The following is a 16867-nucleotide window of genomic DNA, read 5'->3' as shown; positions in this document are numbered from 1 at the left end:
TTTTTTCGCGTGCGCACATGCTTTTTCGGCTATCCGCGGCAGTCGTTTTCCGGCAGCGCCTTGCTGCCGGCCGCCACTGTCTAGCGCAGCGCCGGCAAGTTGCCGATGCTCATGCCCGGCTTGATGTTCTTTTGCTTGAACCAGCCCAGGTGCATTTCCAGCGCATAGCGCACGGGCACGGTCTTCGTGGAGCAATGGCTGTCGAGCGTATGCGGCTGCATGTCTTCGATGTTGACGATCTTGCCGCTGGCATCGATAAAGGCCACCGACAGGGGCAGCGGCGTGTTTTTCATCCACATGCATTGCGTCGAGGGATTGCCAAAGACAAACAGCATGCCCGCATTCGCCGGCATTTTTTCACGGTACATCAAGCCCTGTTCGCGTTGCTCTTCTGTCGCCGCCACTTCCGCCTGGATCAAATGCATGCCGGCCGACAGCTGCACGCTTTTTGTTTGCGCCTGGACCATGCTGGCGCAAGACAACAGGGCGATGGACAGGCAGAGACGGCGAAGGGGATTTTTCATGGGACGGGATGGGTGGCTGCGAAGCGGCGATTAAGCCATGCTGGCGGCCGCCTGGTCAAGCATGCGGCCTGGCCGCGTCAAAAGCGTGGGGTGACAACAACATAGTCGCTGCCGTCACCCCGGGAATGACGTTTATTTCACCGGCTTGCCTGTTTCAGCGGCCGGCTGCTTCGTCTTGCGCGCCTGGGGAATCAGGCGCGACGCGTCCGTCGCGGCGGACGCGTTGACGGAAGCCGACGCCGGCGGCACGGGCTTGCTGGCATCGGTGGCGGCCGAAGCCTGGCTGGCTGCCGATGCGGGTGGCGGCTTGACGGCATCGGTCGCGGCGGAAGCGTGCACCTGGGCGCCCGACTGGGCCAGTGCGGCGCCGGCAAGCAGGGAGGCGGCCAGTGTGAATATTACTTTTGTCATCATCTTTCCTTTCCGTCATGTGAAGGTCAGATGATTTTAATGCATTATCTAAAAATAAATAGTGCTTATTGGAAAAATTTCAGCAAGGAAAACCGTTTTTCTTGTGCCGTTCACGTTTTCCCAATGTTATCGGCCGGCACTTCGCACCATTCGCCGGGCATCAGCGGGTGGCTGGCCAGAGAAAACGGGCCGATGGCGCTGCGCACCAGGCGCAGGGTGGGCAGGCCGACGGCCGCCGTCATGCGCCGCACTTGCCGGTTTTTTCCTTCTTTCAAAGTGATCGCCAGCCAGGAGGTGGGCTTGTCGGCGCGCGCGCGGATCGGCGGGTTGCGCGGCCACAGCCAGTCGGGCTCGGCGATGCGCACGGCCTTGCACGGCTTGGTGATGAAGTCGCCCAGGTCCAGCGGCGCCTGCAGGCGCGCCAGGCTGGCCGCGTCGGGCACGCCATCGACCTGCACCAGATAGGTTTTCGCTTCCTTGCGGTCCGGGTGGCTGATCTCGTGCTGCAGGCGGCCGTCGTCCGTCAGCAGCAGCAAGCCTTCGCTGTCGGCGTCGAGCCGGCCGGCCGGATAGATGCCGGGAATCGTGATGTGGTCGGCCAGGGTGGCGCGGCCTTCCTGCGGCGAAAACTGGCACAGGACCTGGAATGGTTTATTGAAGAGAATGAGTGGCATGCTGGATAAATTGATGCAAACGAGGGTGGCTGCTGGTCGGCGCCGCAAAAGCGTGGCGCCCTGTAAGATACTGGTGCATAATGTGAAACGTTAGTCTTATGTCTTATAGAAGACGTAGGCGATATGGCAACGAGGTTCTTTGGCGCCGCGGATGACCCGGCTGTTCTTTCCCTGCTAAAGTGCCTTATTGCCGCCCTGTTCGGACTTGTTTTTGTAAACTCTGCAACCGCAGAGCGCGTCGCCGGCCAGTGTTACCCGCCAGCGGTGTGTCCCACTTCGGAGATCACGATGTATCAACATATCACTGTACCTGCTGACGGCCAAAAAATCACCGTCAACGCCGATTTTTCGCTGAATGTACCAGATAATCCCATCGTTCCCTTCATTGAAGGCGATGGCACGGGCATCGATATCAGCCCGGTCATGATCAAGGTGATCGACGCTGCCGTGGCCAAGGCCTACGGCGGCGCACGCAAGATCAGCTGGATGGAAATCTACGCGGGCGAGAAATCGACGAATGTGTACGGCCCCGATGTGTGGCTGCCGGAAGAAACCTTGCAAGTGCTGAAAGATTACGTGGTCTCCATCAAGGGCCCGCTGACGACGCCCGTCGGCGGCGGCATCCGCTCGCTGAACGTGGCGCTGCGCCAACAGCTCGATCTGTACGTCTGCCTGCGTCCCGTGCGCTACTTCACAGGCGTGCCATCGCCCGTGAAAGAGCCGGAAAAGACGGACATGGTGATTTTCCGCGAAAATTCGGAAGATATCTACGCCGGCATCGAGTACCAGCAGGGCTCGCCCGAAGCGAAGAAACTGATGGATTTCCTCGTCAATGAAATGGGCGTGACGAAAATCCGCTTCCCGGCCACCTCGGGCCTGGGCATCAAGCCCGTGTCCATCGAAGGCACGGAGCGCCTCGTGCGCAAGGCCATCCAGTACGCGATCGACAATGACAAGCCTTCCGTGACGATCGTGCATAAAGGCAACATCATGAAATACACGGAAGGCGGTTTCCGCGACTGGGCGTATGCGCTGGCGCAAAAGGAATTCGGCGCCGAGCTGATCGATGGCGGCCCATGGTGCAAGTTCAAGAATCCGAAGACGGGCCGCGACATCATCGTCAAGGATTCGATCGCTGACGCGTTCCTGCAACAGATTTTGCTGCGTCCGGCCGAATACAGCGTCATCGCGACCCTGAATCTGAACGGCGATTACATTTCCGACGCGCTGGCGGCGCAAGTGGGCGGCATCGGCATCGCGCCGGGCGCGAACCTGTCCGATTCCGTTGCCATGTTCGAAGCGACGCACGGCACGGCGCCGAAGTACGCGGGCAAGGATTACGTGAACCCCGGTTCCTTGATTTTGTCGGCGGAAATGATGCTGCGCCACATGGGCTGGCTGGAAGCGGCCGACCTGATCATTTCTTCGATGCAAAAGTCGATCGCCTCGAAGCGCGTCACCTACGATTTCGCCCGCCTGATGGAAGGCGCGACGCAAGTGTCGTGTTCCGGTTTCGGCGACGTGATGATCGAGCACATGTAATAAGCGGGGGCAGGGTGCTGGGCACCCTGCGGACGAAAAAAAACCCCGTTTGACAACGGGGCTTTTCACATCTGAGGGCCGGCGATGCTTAGGCTGCTTGGATGTTGGAAGCTTGCTTGCCTTTAGGGCCTTGCGTGACTTCGAATTGAACTTTTTGACCTTCTTTGAGGGTCTTGAAACCGTTCATGTTGATTGCGGAGAAATGAGCAAACAAATCTTCGCCGCCATCATCTGGAGTGATGAAGCCAAAACCTTTGGAATCATTGAACCACTTAACTGTACCTGTTGCCATAAAAAGAACTTTCAAAATTAAAACAAATCACACGAGCCATAAAAGCAAGAAGCTTCTTGCCCCCTCCTCGACGTCTCACTTCTTATCAAGCTGTACATTACTGCAACAGTCGATACAGCATTGTTGGCGGAATAAATAATGAAGTCAAGCGCTTTTCCATCGATATTGACAAATTCTTCACGACGACCAAAAAAGCAACTCTTGATTTTGACAGCAAGGTCGCCATCTGCGCACTATTAAGAAAACGCGTAAGATTGAAAACAATTGGAAAGGCGTAGATATTGCGCATGACAACCACTGTGAAAGCATTAGAATAAGCGTATGGCAACCAAGCACGACTCAGAAACCCTGCTGGAGCGGCAAGTGCTGAAGCCGCCGCCGCTCTATCAGGTAGCCTTGCTCAATGACGACTACACCCCGATGGAATTTGTGGTGGCCATCATTCAGGAGTATTTCAACAAGGACCGTGAAACGGCGACGCAAATCATGCTCAGTGTTCATCGCTACGGCAAAGGAGTGTGCGGCGTGTTCTCTAAAGATATAGCGTGTACCAAAGTGGAGTTCGTTTTAACGCATGCGCGCAAGGCGGGGCACCCCCTGCAGTGCGTGATGGAGGAAGTATGATTGCGCAGGAATTAGAAGTAAGTTTGCACATGGCGTTTGTCGAAGCTCGGCAGGCACGGCACGAATTCATCACGGTTGAGCATTTACTGCTGGCACTGCTGGACAATCCCTCCGCTGCCGAGGTATTGCGTGCCTGCGCGGTCAATATAGAAGACCTGCGCAAGACCCTCACCAATTTCATCGGCGATAACACGCCGACCGTGCCTGGCACGGGCGAAGTCGACACCCAGCCGACGCTTGGTTTCCAGCGCGTGATTCAGCGCGCCATCATGCACGTCCAGTCCGCCTCGAACGGCAAGAAGGAAGTCACGGGCGCCAATGTGCTGGTGGCCATCTTCGGCGAAAAGGATTCGCATGCGGTCTACTACCTGCACCAGCAGGGCGTGACACGCCTGGACGTGGTCAATTTCATCTCGCACGGCGTGCGCAAGGACCAGTCGACGGAAAGCGCGAAAGCCTCCGAAGGCGTGGAAGAAGCGCCCGTCGATGGCCAGCCGAAGGAAAGCCCGCTCGACCAGTTCACGCAAAACCTGAACAAGGCCGCTGCCGAAGGCAAGATCGACCCGCTGATCGGGCGCGAGGAAGAAGTCGACCGCGTGATCCAGATCCTGTGCCGCCGCCGCAAGAACAATCCGCTGCTGGTCGGCGAGGCGGGCGTGGGCAAGACGGCCATCGCCGAAGGCCTGGCCTACCGCATCACGCAAAGCGATGTGCCGGAAATCCTGCAGAATGCCGTCGTGTATTCGCTGGACATGGGCGCCTTGCTGGCCGGAACCAAATACCGCGGCGACTTCGAGCAGCGCCTGAAAGCCGTGCTGAAACAGTTGAAGGACAATCCGAACGGCATCCTGTTCATCGACGAGATCCACACCATCATCGGTGCGGGCTCGGCGTCGGGCGGTACCCTCGATGCATCCAACCTGCTGAAACCGGCACTGGCGAATGGTCAATTGAAGTGCATCGGCGCGACCACGTACACGGAATTCCGCGGCGTGTTCGAGAAAGACCATGCGCTCTCCCGCCGCTTCCAGAAAGTGGACGTCAACGAGCCGACCGTCGAGCAAACCGTGCAGATCTTGCGCGGCCTCAAGTCGCGCTTCGAAGAGCACCACGGCGTCAAATACTCGGCCTCGGCCCTGTCGACGGCGGCCGAACTGGCGGCGCGCTTCATCAACGACCGCCATTTGCCCGACAAGGCGATCGACGTCATCGATGAAGCGGGCGCGGCGCAGCGCATCCTGCCGAAGTCGAAGCAAAAGAAAACCATCGGCAAGGCCGAGATCGAGGACATCATCGCCAAGATCGCCCGTATTCCGCCGCAAACGGTCAACCAGGACGACCGCAGCAAGCTGCAGACGATCGACCGCGACTTGCGCAATGTCGTGTTCGGGCAAGATCCTGCCATCGACGCGCTGGCCTCGGCCATCAAGATGGCGCGTGCCGGCCTGGGCAAGACGGACAAGCCGATCGGCTCCTTCCTGTTCTCCGGTCCGACCGGCGTCGGCAAGACCGAGGTGGCCAAGCAATTGGCCTTCATCCTCGGCATCGAGCTGATCCGTTTCGACATGTCGGAATACATGGAACGCCACGCCGTCAGCCGCCTGATCGGCGCGCCGCCGGGCTACGTCGGTTTCGACCAGGGCGGCCTGCTGACGGAAGCGATCACCAAGAAACCGCATGCGGTCTTGCTGCTCGATGAAATTGAAAAAGCCCATCCGGACATTTTCAATATCCTGCTGCAAGTCATGGACCATGGCACCTTGACGGACAACAATGGCCGCAAAGCCGATTTCCGCAACGTGATCATCATCATGACGACGAATGCGGGCGCGGAAAGCTTGCAAAAGACGTCGATAGGCTTCACGAATTCGAAGCAGGCGGGCGACGAGATGGCCGACATCAAGCGCATGTTTACGCCGGAGTTCCGCAACCGCATCGACGCGACCATCAGCTTCCGCGCGCTGGACCAGGAAATCATCCTGCGCGTGGTCGACAAGTTCCTGATGCAACTGGAAGAACAGTTGCACGAGAAAAAGGTCGAAGCCGTGTTTACCGAGAAGCTGCGTGCTTTCCTCGGCAAGAAAGGTTTCGATCCGCTGATGGGTGCGCGGCCGATGGCGCGTTTGATCCAGGACATGATCCGCAAGGCGCTGGCCGACGAACTGCTGTTCGGCCGCCTGGTCACGGGTGGACGGGTCACCGTCGACCTCGACGACAAGGAGCAGGTCTTGCTGGAATTCCCGGAACCGCCAGACGCGGCGCCGACGGCAGCACCGGAAACGGTGGAAGTCGAGTAAGCTTCCTGCCGTCAACGAAAAACCCGCCCACGCAAGTGGCGCGGTTTTTTTTACGTTTTTATGGGCAATAAAGAAGGTTTTAAGAAGGTTTTCTTTGGTCGTAGTTATGCCAGAATTGCTGTCCGGTATCGACATGATGTCCATGCCACCTGACCGCTATCTGGATGCCACATGAAAATTTCCCGCAATCTCTCCTTGCTCCTGTTGTCCGCCGGCTTGCTGGGCAACGCCGCCGCTGCCGCGCCCGCCGGCAGTTATTTCCGCTTTCCCGCCGTGCGCGGCGATACCGTCGTCTTCACGGCCGAAGGCGATTTGTGGAAAAGCAATCTGCGCGGTGGCGCGGCCCAGCGTCTGACCACGCATCCCGGCTATGAAACGAACGCGGCGATTTCTCGCGACGGCCAGTGCCTGGCGTTTTCCGCCGCCTATGAGGGGGCGCAGGAAGCGTATGTGATGCCGCTGGCCGGTGGCTTGCCGCGCCGTATTTCATTTGACAATGGCGGCGTGCTGGTGCTGGGCTGGACGGCGCAGGGCGAGGTGCTGGTCAGCACGCAAAATACGGACGGTCCCGCCTCGCGCCGCATCGTCGCCGCCATCGATCCCGTGAAACAGACGCGGCGCGTGTTTCCCGTGGCCGACGCCAACGACGCCGTGCTCGACGACGCCGGCAAGACCCTGTTCTTCACGCGTTTCGGCCTGGCCATGACGAATGACAATGTGCGCAACTACCGGGGCGGCGCGCATGCCACCTTGTGGCGCTATGAGCTCGACGGCAAGGGCGAGGCCGTGCGCATGCACGCGGAGCCCGCTGTGTTGGCAGGCAACAACAAGCGCCCCATGTGGTGGCAGGGCCGCGTGTATTACATCAGTGACGAGGGCGGCAGCGACAACCTGTGGAGCATGCTGCCCGACGGCTCCGACCGCCGCGCGTTGACCAGCCACACGCAGTGGGACGTGCGCAACGCGCAGCTGGGCGACGGCAAGATTGTGTATCAATTGGGCGCAGACCTGCGGGTGCTGGACCTGGTCGCAGGGACGGATTCATCGCCATTGCCGATCAGCCTTGTCTCCGATTTCGACCAGCAGCGCGCGCGCCAGATCCGCTCGCCGCTCGACACCTTGAGCAATGTGCAGCTGTCGGGCAAGGACGAGCGCATCATCCTGACGGCGCGCGGCAAGGTCAGCATCGCCGGCACGGGCCGCCTGCGCAGAGTCGACATCGCCATTCCCGACGGGGCGCGGGCGCGCGATGCCGTCTTTTCCAGCGACGAGAAATCCGTGTTCGCCATCGTCGACACGAGCGGAGAAAACGAAATCTGGAAGTACGCGGCCGACGGCTCGGGCAAGGGCGAGCAGCTTACGACGCAGGGAGATAATCACCGCTGGAAGCTGTATCCGTCGCCGGACGGGCGTTGGCTGGCGCACACGGACAAGAAGGGCCGTTTCTGGCTGCTGGACCTGGCGACCAGGGGCAATCAGCTGATCGACGATGCGGGCAAGGCGGGCGTGGACAAGCACGACGAAGTGCAATGGTCGCCCGACAGCCGCAACCTGGCCATCGTGCGCGTGGCCAGCAACGAGCAGCGCGAGCAGATCGGCTTGTACAACCTCGCATCGAAGCAGCTGCAGTTCGTCACCAGCGACCGCTATACCTCCGCTTCGCCCGTGTTTTCGCCGGACGGGCGCTGGCTGTATTTCATGTCGGCGCGCAATTTCCAGCTGGCCAACGGTTCGCCGTGGGGCGACCGCAACATGGGCCCCGTGTTCGACAAGCGCATCGGCGTGTATGCGCTGGCGCTGCAGCCGGGCAACCGTTTCCCGTTCCAGCCCGACGATGAACTGAGCCGTCCGGGAGTGAAACCGGCCGAAACGGATGATGAAAAGGCGGCCGAATCGGCGGCGGAAAAGGCATTGGAAAAGGCCGGCGGCAAGTCGGCCGTGAAGAAAGCGCCGGCCGCCCTGCCGGACGTCGTCTTCAAGGGACTGGCCGAGCGCCTGTACGAAGTGCCGCTAGCGGCCGGCAATTACAGTGCGCTGGCCATCGATGACAAGCGCCTGTATTTCCTCGAACGGGAAAGCGGCGAGAACAAGTCCAGCCTGAAGACCTTAGCGATTGGTAATACCGGCTCCAAGCCGGAACTGCTGGTGGCCAATGTGCGCGAATTCGACCTGGCACAGGATAAAAAGCATTTGTATTACAGGACAGCAACCAGCGCGGCAGCCACCGGCCCGGGCGAGATGCTGGTGATCGAGGCGGGCGCCAAGCTGCCGTCCGACCTGTCGAAGGCGAAAGTAAAAGTCGACGACTGGACGTTTGTGTCGAACCCGCGTCTGGAGTGGAAGCAGATGTTCAACGATGCGTGGCGTCTGCACCGCGATTTCCTGTACGACGCGAAAATGCGCGGCGTGGACTGGAAGGCGGTGCGCGAAAAGTATGCGCCGCTGGTCGAGCGGGTCACGGACCGGGCCGAGCTCAATGACGTGCTGGGCATGATGGTGGCCGAAGTGGGCGCCCTGCATTCGCAGATACGTCCCGGTGAATTGCGCCGCACGGAGCAGGAAGGCGCGCCGGCTGGTCTGGGCGCCGTGCTGGCGCGCACCAGCGAGGGCTACCGGGTCGAGCATGTCTACCGCAGCGAAGCGGAACTGCCCTCGGCGCGCGCTCCGCTGTCGCGGCCCGAGGTGGATGTGAAGGAGGGCGACGTGATCACGGCCGTCAACGGCAAGGACGTGCTGGCCGCGCGCGACATCAGCGACCTGCTGCTGAACCAGGCCGACAAGCAGGTGCTGCTGCAAGTCAAACGTGGCAAGGGCGCGCCGCGCGCCGTCATCGTCACGCCCGTCAACATGGCGAAACAGACGGCGCTGCGCTATGGCGACTGGGAATTGAGCCGCGCCGAGCAGGTGGCCGCCGCCTCGCAGGGGCGCATCGGCTACCTGCACCTGCGCGCCATGGGCGCCAACGACATCGCCTCGTTCGCGCGCGATTTTTACGCCAACATCAACCGCGAAGGCCTGATCATCGACGTGCGGCGCAATAACGGCGGCAATATCGACAGCTGGATCATCGAAAAGCTGCTGCGCAAGGCCTGGGCCTACTGGGCGCCGCCGGGCGTGCAGCCGTCGTCGAACATGCAGAACACCTTCCGCGGCCACCTGGTGGTGCTGGTCGATGAACTCACGTATTCCGATGGCGAGACCTTCGCGGCCGGCATCAAGGCATTGAAACTGGCGCCGCTGGTGGGCAAGCGCACGGCCGGCGCCGGCGTCTGGCTCAGCGACAATACGCGCCTGGCCGACAATGGCATGGCGCGCGTGGCGGAAAACGGCCAGTTCGGCATCGATGGACAGTGGCTGATCGAAGGCGTGGGCGTAGTGCCGGACTTCGAGGTGGAAAACCCGCCGCACGCCACCTTCAATGGCGCCGACCGCCAGCTGGAAGTGGCGCTCGACATGTTGGCGAAAAAGCTCAAGGAGCAGCCGCGCCCCGCGTTCCAGGCGCAGCCGATCCCCGCGCTGAAGTAATTCCGTTACAGGCTGCAGGCGGTCTTGACGCGTGGCACCAGATAGCCGTACTGCTCGTGATGGCGCAGGTCGGCGGTGGACGGCACGTCCTGGTGCAAGGCAGTCCGCTGGTGCCGCCCGCGCCGCCGTGTCCCGTGCCGCGCTGCCATAGATCGTGCGGGTGAGGCCTGCCGTCCACGGTTTTTTTGTATGGCCGAAAAATCAGCCGGCGCGCAGGCGGCGCCACAGCGTGGTGCGGCTGATGCCGAGGTATTGGGCGGCGGCGTCGCGGCGCCCGCCGAAGCGCGCCAGTACGGCGCTGGCGCTTTCGTCTTCCAGGCGCGGCGGCGCGGTGGCGGCAGGCGCCGGCGGCAGCGCGGCCGTGCCGGCGGCGTTGGCCAGTTCCGGCGCCACGCCCAGCACGAAGGCGGGCGTGAGCGCCTGCAGCGGTTCGGCTGCCAGGAACAGGGCCAGGCGCTCGGCCAGGTTGCGCAGTTCGCGCACGTTGCCGGGCCAGTCGTAGCGGCGCAGCAGCGGCGCGCAAGCCTGGATTTCCGCGTGCAGGTTGGGGTGCGGACGGGCGCCCAGTGCGGCCAGCGCGTTTTTCAGCGACCATTCGGCCAGGCCGGGAATGTCGCTGGCGCGTTCGCGCAAGGCGGGCAAATGCAGGCGCAGCACGGCCAGGCGGTAGAACAGGTCGGCGCGGAAGCGGCCTTCGCGGATGCGCTGTTCCAGGTCGCAGTGCGTGGCGCTGATGATGCGCACGTTGATGGCGATGGGCCGCGTGCCGCCCACGCGCACCACTTCGCGCTCTTCCAGCACGCGCAGCAGCCGCGTTTGCAGGGCCAGCGGCATTTCGCCGATTTCGTCGAGGAACAGGGTGCCGTGGTTGGCCGCTTCGAACAGGCCCGCATGGCCGCCCCGGCGCGCGCCCGTGAACGCCCCGTCCTCGTGGCCGAACAGTTCCGATTCCAGCAGGGATTCGGCGATGGCGCCGCAATTGATGGCGATGAAGGGCCGGTTCGCGCCCAGGCTGCGCGGGCTTTCCCGGTGGATGGCCTGCGCCACCAGTTCTTTGCCGCTGCCCGTCTCGCCCTGGATCAGCACCGTCGCCGGCGACCGCGCATACAGCACCACCGACTGGCGCAGCGCTTCCATCGCCTCCGATTCGCCGCGCAAATCGTGCAGGCCGTGGCGCGCGCGCAGGGTGTCGGCCACCACCGCGCGCCGCCCCCGGTTCGATTCGATCTGCGTCAGGCGCGCCAGTTCCAGCGCGTCGTCGAAGGCGCGCCGGATGGCCGTGGCCGAATACACGAAGACGGCTGCCAGTCCCGCCTCTTCGGCCAGGTCGGTGACGAGGCCCGCGCCGACGACGGCTTTGACGCCCTCGGCCTTCAGTTCATTGATCTGCGCGCGCGCGTCTTCCTCGGTGGCGTAGGTGCGCTGCGCGATCTGGAAGCCGAAGGTGGCGGCAAATTCGCCCAGTTCCGGCATCGGATCCTGGTAGGTGACGACGCCGATGTGCGGCGAGATGCGCCGCGCGCGCGCCAGCGCCTGCATCACGTCGTAGCCGCTGGCCTTGGCGATGATGACGGGTACCGACAGCCGGCCTTTCAGGTAGGCGCCGTTGGAACCGGCCGCAATGACGGCGTCGCAGCGCTCCGTGGCCATGCGTTCGCGGATGTGGCGCACGGCGTCGTCGAAGCCCAGGTTGATCGGCTCGATCGTCGCCAGGTCGTCGTATTCGAGCGTGATGTCGCGGAACAGATCGAACAGCCGCGAGACGGAAACCGTCCAGATGACGGGTTTGTCGCGGTGGTCGAGCGGAGGTTGGGGAGGGCGGCGCATGCTTTATTCTAAACGATTTGTTTCATATTTTTGCTGTGCAACGGCGTTGCAACAAGCGTGTTGCACGTGGTCTGTGGCGTTTCAGATATTGCCAGTAAGGAATATGAAAAAACCCCGGGAAACTGGTTTATGATCTAACAGCACTATGATGCCTGATGAATATATTGCCCAGGTACATTTCGACCGCCAACAACCGAACCATGGTGTCCATGAACCGCGTACCGACCAGTCCCGATTTCATCGCCGATGCCTTGCAGCTGATCGCCTTGCCTGCTTGCGCCTGCGATGCCTGCGGCATGGTGGTGGCCGCGAATGGCGCCTTGCAGTCCTTGCTGGGCAGGGATATATCGGGCCGGCTGCTGGCCGACTGTTTTACGGACGCCTACCGCGCGTCGAGCACCAGCATGCTGCGCGGCGCGCTCGGCGCGGCCGGGCGCGAGCGGCAGTGGGACAGCAGCCTGCAAGGGGAGGCGGGCGCCATCGCCGTGCAGGTATGGTCGAGGCCGCTGCTGATGGACGATGGCTTGCCGGGCGCGACCCTCGTGTTTGCCGACATCCGCGTGCAGCAGCGCGACCAGCAAGCCCTGCGCAAGACCTTGCTGGAACAGCAGGCCATCCTGGAAAGCGCGGCCGTCGGCATCATCTTTTCCAAGGGCGGCTTTATCGAGGAATGCAATATCCGCGCCGCCGAGATGCTCGGCTATGCGCGCCACCAGCTGACGGGCATGCCGGGCGCGGTGCTGTACCGCTCCGCCGAGCATTGCCGCGCGCTGGGACTGGAAGCGGCGCCGCTGCTGTCGAAGGGCAAGCCGTACCGCACGGAGCTGGAATTGCGGCGCCAGGACGGCACCCTGTTCTGGAGCCGCCTGCACGGGCGCGCCGTCGATCCCTTGAATACGCATGACGGCACGGTCTGGATCATCGAGGATATCAGCGACCACCGGCGTGATGAAGACCAGCTGCGCCGTGCCATGCTGGAAATGCAGGCCGTGATGGACAACGCGCCGCTGGCCATCGGCTTCCAGCGCGACAAGGGCGTGCTGCGCTACAACCGGCGCTTCGCAGAATGCTTCGGCTTCGATGGCGACAGCGGCGTGGGCCTGGCCGTCGCCGACCTGTATCCGTCGCGCGCGGCCTACGAGAACGTCGTGCGGCAGGCTGCGCCCCTGCTGCGGCGCGGCCTGCCGTTTCAGGGCGAGATGGAGATGCGCCGCCGCGACGGTTCGACCTTCTGGGCGCTGGCCTACGGCTATGTGCTGAACCCGGAAAACCAGCCCGACCGCGCGCTGCGCGACACGATCTGGCTGTTCGATGACCGCAGCGCGCAAAAGGCGGCCGAGGAGGCGACGCGCCAGCTGATGCTCGAGCAGCAGGCCATCCTCGATAATGCCTCCGTCGGCATCCTGTTTTCGCGTTCACGCCTGATCCTGCGCTGCAATCCCCGCTTCGCCGAAATGTTCGGCTATGCGCAGGAGGAGATGACGGGCATGCCCGCCGCCGAACTGTTTCCCTCGCCGGCCGCCTACGAGGCATTCGGCGTGCAAGCGACGCCGCTGCTGGGACAGGGCTTGCCGTACGAGCAGGACGAATCGCTGTTCCGCCGCCGCGATGGCAGCCTGTTCTGGTGCCGCATCCGCGCCAAGGCCGTTGACCAGGCGCACAGCGAGCAGGGCGCCATCTGGATCCTCGAAGACATCACGGCCAGCCGCCAGGCGCAGATGGAGGTGGCGGCCATCATGACGAATGCCTCGGTCAGCATCCTGTACACCAAAAACCGCCAGATCACGCGCTATAACCTGGGCTTTGCCGCGATGTTCGGCTACAGCGGCGACGAGGCGCTGGGCCTGCCGGGGCGCGCGCTGTACGTGTCGCAGCAATCGTACGATTTATTGGGCGCGGCCGCGTTTCCCTTCCTGTCCGTCGGCAAGCCCTTCCAGACGGAAGTGGAGATGATGCGCCGCGACGGCAGCACTCTGTGGGCGCAGCTGATCGCCTATGTCGTCAACCCGGACGACCCGGCCGCCGGCACCATCTGGATCATCGAGGACCGCACGGAAGCCAAGCGCGCCGAAGAATCGCTGCGCAACGCGCTGCTGGAAAACCAGGCCATCCTCGACAGCGCCGTGCTGGGCATCTCGGTGATAGAGGGGGGCTACAATTTGCGCGCCAACAGCAAGATGGAAGAGCTGTTCGGCTATGGACCGGGCGAGATCAACGGCCTGTCGGTGCAGGCCCTGTATCCGGACGTGGCCGCGTGGAAGGTGGCGCGCGGCGAGACGGCGCGCGATTTCGATGCGGGCAGGGTGCACATGTCGGAATACCAGCTGGTGCGCAAGGATGGCAGCCGCTTCTGGGCGCGCCTGTCCGGCCGGCCGTTCGACCTGGCGCATGCGCATGGCCGTTCCGTGTGGCTGGTCGACGACGTGACGGCGCGCCGCGAGGCGGCCGAGGCGGTGCGCCGCGCGCGCGACGAACTGGAATTGCGCGTGCAGGAACGCACGGCCGAACTGGCCGGCGCCAACCTGCTGCTGCAGGGCGAAATCGTCGAGCGGCGCCAGGCTGAGGCGCGGGTGCACCACATGGCTTACCACGACAACCTGACGGGCTTGCCGAACCGCGCGCTGCTGTCGGACCGGCTGGAACGGGCCATGCTGGCCTCGCAGCGCTCGGAGCGCAAGCTGGCCGTGATGTTCATCGACCTCGATCGTTTCAAGACCATCAACGATTCGCTGGGCCACATGACGGGCGATCTGCTGCTCAAGGAAGTGGCCGCGCGGCTGTGCGGCGCCGTGCGCGCCAGCGACACGGTGGCGCGCCTGGGCGGCGATGAATTCGTCGTGCTGGTGCCGGGCATCCGTGGCGGCGAGGAAGCGGCGCGCGTGGCCGAGAAGATCATCGAGGCGCTCACGCCCGCCTTTCCGCTCGACGGCCACGTGCTGCACGTGACGCCGTCGATCGGCATCTGCGTGTATCCGGACGACGGCGGCGATGTCGATGCCCTGATGCGCCATGCCGATGCGGCCATGTACCACGCCAAGGGCAATGGCCGCAACAACTACCAGTTCTTCACGCAGACGATGAACCAGGCGGCGGCCTTGCATTTTGATCTGGAAAGCAGCTTGCGCACGGCGCTGGCGCTGCAGCAGTTTGAACTGTTTTACCAGCCGGTCATCGATATCGCCACGCGCCGGCTGCACGGCATGGAAGTGCTGCTGCGCTGGCGCCGCCCCGGCCACGGCCTGGTGCTGCCGGACCGCTTCATCCCCATCATGGAAGAAAACGGCTTGATCGTGCCGGTGGGCGAGTGGGTGATGCGCCAGGCGTGCGAGCAAAGCATGGCCTGGCAGCGCCAGGGCTTGCAGCCGGTGCCGCTGGCCGTGAATCTGTCGCCGCGCCAGTTCATGCACAAGGGCCTGGTGGCGGCGATTGGCGCCGTGGTGCGGGAAACGGGGATCGATCCGTCGCTGCTGGAATTCGAGATCACCGAGACGGCGCTGATGCAGCACGGCGAGCATACCCTGGAGATCCTGCGGCAGATCAATGGCATGGGCCTGCGCCTGTCGATCGACGATTTCGGCACCGGTTATTCCAGCCTGGCCTACCTGAAGCGCTTCCCCGTGAAGAAGGTCAAGATCGACCGCGCCTTCATCAAGGACCTCGAGCACAGCGCGGAAGACCGCGCCATCGTGTCGGCCATCATCGCGCTGGCCGACAGCCTGCAATTGTCGGCCGTGGCCGAGGGCGTGGAAACGGAGGAGCAGTTCGCGCTGCTGCAGGCGAACGGTTGCCGCTATGCGCAGGGCTATCTGTTTTCCGCGCCCGTGCCGGCGGTCAATGCGCAGGCCTTGCTGGAGCGGATAGCCCTTAATTAATCAATCGTCGCCACGACCGGCGCATGATCGGACGGCTGTTCCCACTTGCGCGGCACGCGGTCGATCACGCAGGCCTTGCAGCGGGCTGCGAGAGCGGGCGAAAGCAGGATGTGATCGATGCGCAGGCCCTTGTTCAGGCGGAAGCCCAGCTGGCGGTAATCCCACCAGCTGAACGATTTTTCCGCCTGTTCGAACAGGCGGAAAGCGTCCGTCAAGCCGATGTCGAACAGGCGCTGCAGGGCAGCGCGTTCCTTGTCCGAGACCAGCACCTGGCCTGCCCAGGCGACGGGATCGTGCACGTCGCGGTCGTCGGGCGCGATATTGTAGTCGCCGACGACGGCCAGCTGCGGGTGCTGCTGCGCTTCTTCGGCCAGCCAGTCGTGCAGGGCGGACAGCCAGCCCAGCTTGTATTCGTATTTGTCCGAGTCGACGCTCTGGCCGTTCGGCACGTAGGCGCAGACGACCCGCACGCCGCCTATGGTGGCGGCCAGGATGCGCTGCTGCGCATCGTCATAGCGCGGGTTGTTCTTTACCACGTCGGTGATCGGCAGCTTCGACAGGATGGCCACGCCGTTGTAGGTCTTCTGGCCGCTGAAGACCACCTGGTAGCCGGCCGCCTCGATCTCGGCGACGGGGAACTTGTCGTCCGTGAGCTTGGTTTCTTGCAGGCACAGTATGTCGACCGGGTTGTCGGTCAGCCACTGCAGCACTTGCGGCAGGCGCACTTTGAGCGAGTTGACGTTCCAGGTGGCGAGTTTCATGGGAAAAATCCTTGCTTGAGTAGGTGACGATAGGCGCGAATCTTACCGCATGCGTGTCGATGGCGTCCTGCCCCGCCTGCCGGGCATGGGCTTGATTGACGGGCGGGGAAAAAGCCGTGTTAACAAAGTATTTGCATTTAACCAATCGTGGCGCATGAATATTATGTTTTTGTGTATCATTGATCAACCCCTATGTTTGATTTGGCATAAGTGGCTGGCATGGCAGGCTGCGTCTTGCCGTTGGGCGCGACAAAGGTGTAAAGTTTCTCGCTAAAACGCGATAAAAACTACTAAAATGGCACAATGTAACAACTGTGTCACACGGCTTTGTTACAGCCAAGTTAAGAACCGAACAGGAAGCAGTTGTAATTAGTTGTAATTGCTATTCCGATTACATGACCACTGTGCCGGGGATGGAACGTTAATTCCGTCCCTGGCGCCGCCAGACTTGTTATATAAATTGCAGTACTGTATCTATGAGACTGTTTTGCGACATCAATAGATGGTACTATTTTGAA

Annotated in this window: 11 protein-coding genes; 5 read left to right on the top strand and 6 right to left on the bottom strand. The window is 62.4% G+C overall.

The genetic code is table 11. The features are described from left to right. Positions 1-80: 80 nt before the first annotated feature. The 3 genes from AC1Q6X_RS07235 to AC1Q6X_RS07225 form a co-directional block, all read right to left on the bottom strand. The gene (locus AC1Q6X_RS07235) at positions 81-524 is read right to left on the bottom strand and encodes a DUF192 domain-containing protein (RefSeq protein ID WP_492496101.1); all 444 of its coding nucleotides are present in this window, start codon (positions 522-524) and stop codon (positions 81-83) included. A 132-nt stretch (positions 525-656) separates the two neighbouring features. Beyond that, entirely contained in the window at positions 657-935 is a 279-nt protein-coding gene (locus AC1Q6X_RS07230) for a hypothetical protein (RefSeq protein WP_070221387.1), read from the bottom strand. Positions 936-1045: 110 nt separating this feature from the next. After that, positions 1046-1609, bottom strand: coding sequence for a pseudouridine synthase (locus AC1Q6X_RS07225; RefSeq protein ID WP_230504035.1), 564 nt, complete (start codon positions 1607-1609; stop codon positions 1046-1048). A 288-nt stretch (positions 1610-1897) separates the two neighbouring features. Here AC1Q6X_RS07225 and icd point away from each other — a divergent pair, with 288 nt between their 5' ends. After that, positions 1898-3151 carry an NADP-dependent isocitrate dehydrogenase gene (gene icd / locus AC1Q6X_RS07220; protein ID WP_070221389.1) on the top strand — a complete coding sequence of 418 codons (1254 nt, stop codon included), beginning with the start codon at positions 1898-1900 and terminating at the stop codon, positions 3149-3151. An 88-nt stretch (positions 3152-3239) separates the two neighbouring features. Here icd and cspE read toward each other — a convergent pair whose 3' ends face one another. Next, entirely contained in the window at positions 3240-3443 is a 204-nt protein-coding gene (gene cspE / locus AC1Q6X_RS07215; RefSeq protein ID WP_010395943.1) for a transcription antiterminator/RNA stability regulator CspE, read from the bottom strand. A 321-nt stretch (positions 3444-3764) separates the two neighbouring features. On the opposite strand from cspE, the gene clpS reads away from it, so the two are divergent. From clpS to AC1Q6X_RS07200, 3 genes are all read left to right on the top strand, one after another. Beyond that, positions 3765-4067 carry an ATP-dependent Clp protease adapter ClpS gene (clpS, locus tag AC1Q6X_RS07210; protein ID WP_070221390.1) on the top strand — a complete coding sequence of 101 codons (303 nt, stop codon included), beginning with the start codon at positions 3765-3767 and terminating at the stop codon, positions 4065-4067. Next, positions 4064-6364, top strand: coding sequence for an ATP-dependent Clp protease ATP-binding subunit ClpA (gene clpA / locus AC1Q6X_RS07205; RefSeq protein WP_475415190.1), 2301 nt, complete (start codon positions 4064-4066; stop codon positions 6362-6364). Before clpS ends, clpA begins: the two co-directional genes overlap by 4 nt. A 171-nt stretch (positions 6365-6535) precedes the next feature. Continuing rightward, positions 6536-9889 carry a S41 family peptidase gene (locus AC1Q6X_RS07200; RefSeq protein ID WP_492496097.1) on the top strand — a complete coding sequence of 1118 codons (3354 nt, stop codon included), beginning with the start codon at positions 6536-6538 and terminating at the stop codon, positions 9887-9889. Between the two features lie 201 nt (positions 9890-10090). Here AC1Q6X_RS07200 and prpR read toward each other — a convergent pair whose 3' ends face one another. Further along, on the bottom strand, positions 10091-11716 hold the full coding sequence (prpR, locus tag AC1Q6X_RS07195) for a propionate catabolism operon regulatory protein PrpR (protein WP_492496095.1): 1626 nt from the start codon (positions 11714-11716) through the stop codon (positions 10091-10093). A 209-nt stretch (positions 11717-11925) separates the two neighbouring features. Here prpR and AC1Q6X_RS07190 point away from each other — a divergent pair, with 209 nt between their 5' ends. Next, on the top strand, positions 11926-15588 hold the full coding sequence (locus tag AC1Q6X_RS07190; RefSeq protein ID WP_492496093.1) for a sensor domain-containing protein: 3663 nt from the start codon (positions 11926-11928) through the stop codon (positions 15586-15588). Here the strand turns inward: AC1Q6X_RS07190 and xth are convergent. Beyond that, the gene (gene xth, locus AC1Q6X_RS07185; RefSeq protein WP_492496091.1) at positions 15585-16349 is read right to left on the bottom strand and encodes an exodeoxyribonuclease III; all 765 of its coding nucleotides are present in this window, start codon (positions 16347-16349) and stop codon (positions 15585-15587) included. The two genes, AC1Q6X_RS07190 and xth, sit on opposite strands and share 4 nt — an antisense overlap. Between the last annotated feature and the right edge of the window lie 518 nt (positions 16350-16867).

This window comes from Janthinobacterium sp. GW823-FHT06H09 (genome assembly GCF_058794735.1).
Note: the sequence above shows the minus strand (reverse complement) of the source record. Positions and strands in the feature narration are given on the sequence as shown.

What these genes read in the sequence shown, in the direction of transcription:
- AC1Q6X_RS07235 (WP_492496101.1), bottom strand. Translation starts at nt 524, where the DNA reads ATGAAAAATCCCCTTCGCCGTCTCTGCCTGTCCATCGCCCTGTTGTCT.
- AC1Q6X_RS07230 (WP_070221387.1), bottom strand. Translation starts at nt 935, where the DNA reads ATGACAAAAGTAATATTCACACTGGCCGCCTCCCTGCTTGCCGGCGCC.
- AC1Q6X_RS07225 (WP_230504035.1), bottom strand. Translation starts at nt 1,609, where the DNA reads ATGCCACTCATTCTCTTCAATAAACCATTCCAGGTCCTGTGCCAGTTT.
- icd (WP_070221389.1), top strand. Translation starts at nt 1,898, where the DNA reads ATGTATCAACATATCACTGTACCTGCTGACGGCCAAAAAATCACCGTC.
- cspE (WP_010395943.1), bottom strand. Translation starts at nt 3,443, where the DNA reads ATGGCAACAGGTACAGTTAAGTGGTTCAATGATTCCAAAGGTTTTGGC.
- clpS (WP_070221390.1), top strand. Translation starts at nt 3,765, where the DNA reads ATGGCAACCAAGCACGACTCAGAAACCCTGCTGGAGCGGCAAGTGCTG.
- clpA (WP_475415190.1), top strand. Translation starts at nt 4,064, where the DNA reads ATGATTGCGCAGGAATTAGAAGTAAGTTTGCACATGGCGTTTGTCGAA.
- AC1Q6X_RS07200 (WP_492496097.1), top strand. Translation starts at nt 6,536, where the DNA reads ATGAAAATTTCCCGCAATCTCTCCTTGCTCCTGTTGTCCGCCGGCTTG.
- prpR (WP_492496095.1), bottom strand. Translation starts at nt 11,716, where the DNA reads ATGCGCCGCCCTCCCCAACCTCCGCTCGACCACCGCGACAAACCCGTC.
- AC1Q6X_RS07190 (WP_492496093.1), top strand. Translation starts at nt 11,926, where the DNA reads ATGAACCGCGTACCGACCAGTCCCGATTTCATCGCCGATGCCTTGCAG.
- xth (WP_492496091.1), bottom strand. Translation starts at nt 16,349, where the DNA reads ATGAAACTCGCCACCTGGAACGTCAACTCGCTCAAAGTGCGCCTGCCG.